We start from the raw sequence: 1,804 nt of genomic DNA, 5'->3' as shown, positions 1-1,804 counted from the left end.
GCTGTCCGATGCGGAGGTGTCGGGATGGGTGTGAGCCGCGACGCCGTCACCGTCCATATCGAGACGCTGGTGCTGCACGGGTTTCCGGGCGGCTCGCGCCATGACATCGGCGATGCGCTGCAGGCGGAGCTGGCACGCCTGCTTGCTGCCGACGGCATCGCGGACACGGTCGCGCACGCTGAGGGCAATGCGGTGGTCGATGGTGGGGAATTCACGCTGCCCGCACGCGGAGACGTGCACGCGAGCGGCGCCGGCATCGCGCAGCGCGTGCACGCGTCGCTGTCTGACCAAGGAGGAGAAGACCATGAAAGCTCGTGAGCGCTTGGGCATGGGGTACCTGCGCGACCTGCCCGACATCCGCGACTACAGCGCCGACACCGACGCCATCCGCAAGATCCTGAAGGGGTCGAAGCCGCTCAAGGACGCGCTGAAGGCGACGCCATCCGCGGCCGACCTGCGCGAATGGTGCTCGCCCATCGAGGATCAGGAGAGCATCGGCTCGTGCACGGCGCACGCCGGCGTGGGCATGCTGGAGTACTACCAGCGCCGCGCGTTCGGCAAGCACATCGACGGCTCGCGCCTCTTCCTCTACAAGGTGACGCGCAATCTGCTCGGCTGGACCGGCGACACCGGCGCCTACCTGCGCGACGCGATGAAGGCCATGGTCATGTGCGGTGTGCCGCCCGAGGAGTACTGGCCGTACGACATCACGAAATACGACGAGGAACCGGGCGCGTTCCTCTATGCGCTGGGTGACAACTACGAGGCGGTGAAATACTACCGTCTCGACCCGGCAGCGACGACGCCCGCGGAGCGTCTGGAGGCAATCAAGACCAACCTCGCCGGGGGTTTGCCGGCGATGTTCGGTTTCACCGTCTACAGCTCGATGCCGGCGATCGGCGAGGGCACCGGGGAGATCCCGTTTCCGAAGGCGGGAGAACAGGTGCAGGGCGGTCACGCCATCCTCGCGGTGGGCTACGACGACGGGAAGAAGATCGGCAGCTCGAAAGGGGCGCTCCTCATCCGCAACTCGTGGGGCACGGGTTGGGGCGACAACGGCTACGGCTGGCTGCCGTACGACTACGTCCTGAAAGGGCTGGCGAACGACTTCTGGTCGCTGGTGCAGGCCGATTTCGTCGACACCGATCTGTTCAAGGAATAGTCGCGGGGGGAATGGGGGATCATGGGGGCGGAACGCGCCACTGTCGCCAAGCCGGACGCACGCTCGGGAGTGCAGCACGCGGCCACGCCGGAGCACGCGCCGAGCGCAATGCTGCGCGGTCTGGAAAGTGCGGGCACACCGCTGCCGGCGAAGCTCAGATCGTTCTTCGAGCCGCGCTTCGGCTTCGACTTCGCCGGCGTGCGCCTGCACACCGACACTGCCGCGGCGCAGAGCGCGCGTGAAGCAAGCGCCGCGGCCTACACCGTGGGGCGGCACATCGTCTTTGGCCGCAATCACTATGCGCCCGACACGCGCACGGGGCGCAATCTGCTTGCGCACGAGCTTGCCCACGTCATTCAGCAGCGCGACGTGGCAAGCGATGCCGTGCAGGCGGTGAGCGAAGAGAGTACGGCTTGCGAGCACGAGGCGGATCGCGCGAGTGCCGCAGCGCTCGCTGGCGCGGCAGTCGTGCGGCCGTCGAGCATCGGCCACAGGCCGCGATTGCAGCGGCGCAGCATCTTTGCCCAGATCGCCGGGCTCTTCCGCGGCGACGATTTCGCCACCGACGAGCTCGTTTCCTATATCGCCCAGCTCGAGAAAAACGGCCGGATCGAGGACTTCACCGACAGCGACAACAAGGCG

The 1,804-nt window shown here is 67.2% G+C and carries 3 protein-coding genes; all 3 read left to right on the top strand.

The window, feature by feature from the left end; translation table 11 throughout:
* The first annotated feature begins 30 nt into the window (after positions 1–30).
* Entirely contained in the window at positions 31–318 is a 288-nt protein-coding gene (locus JNK68_08810; GenBank protein MBL8540459.1) for a hypothetical protein, read from the top strand.
* On the top strand, positions 305–1,162 hold the full coding sequence (locus JNK68_08805) for a cysteine protease (protein MBL8540458.1): 858 nt from the start codon (positions 305–307) through the stop codon (positions 1,160–1,162). Before JNK68_08810 ends, JNK68_08805 begins: the two co-directional genes overlap by 14 nt.
* 21 nt (positions 1,163–1,183) lie before the next feature.
* Positions 1,184–1,804, top strand: a 621-nt coding sequence (locus JNK68_08800) for a DUF4157 domain-containing protein (GenBank protein ID MBL8540457.1), incomplete at its 3' end; no start/stop codon positions are given.

It is taken from the genome of Betaproteobacteria bacterium (assembly GCA_016791345.1).
Taxonomy (GTDB): domain Bacteria; phylum Pseudomonadota; class Gammaproteobacteria; order Burkholderiales; family JAEUMW01; genus JAEUMW01.
This window is presented reverse-complemented; position numbering and strand designations above follow the sequence as displayed.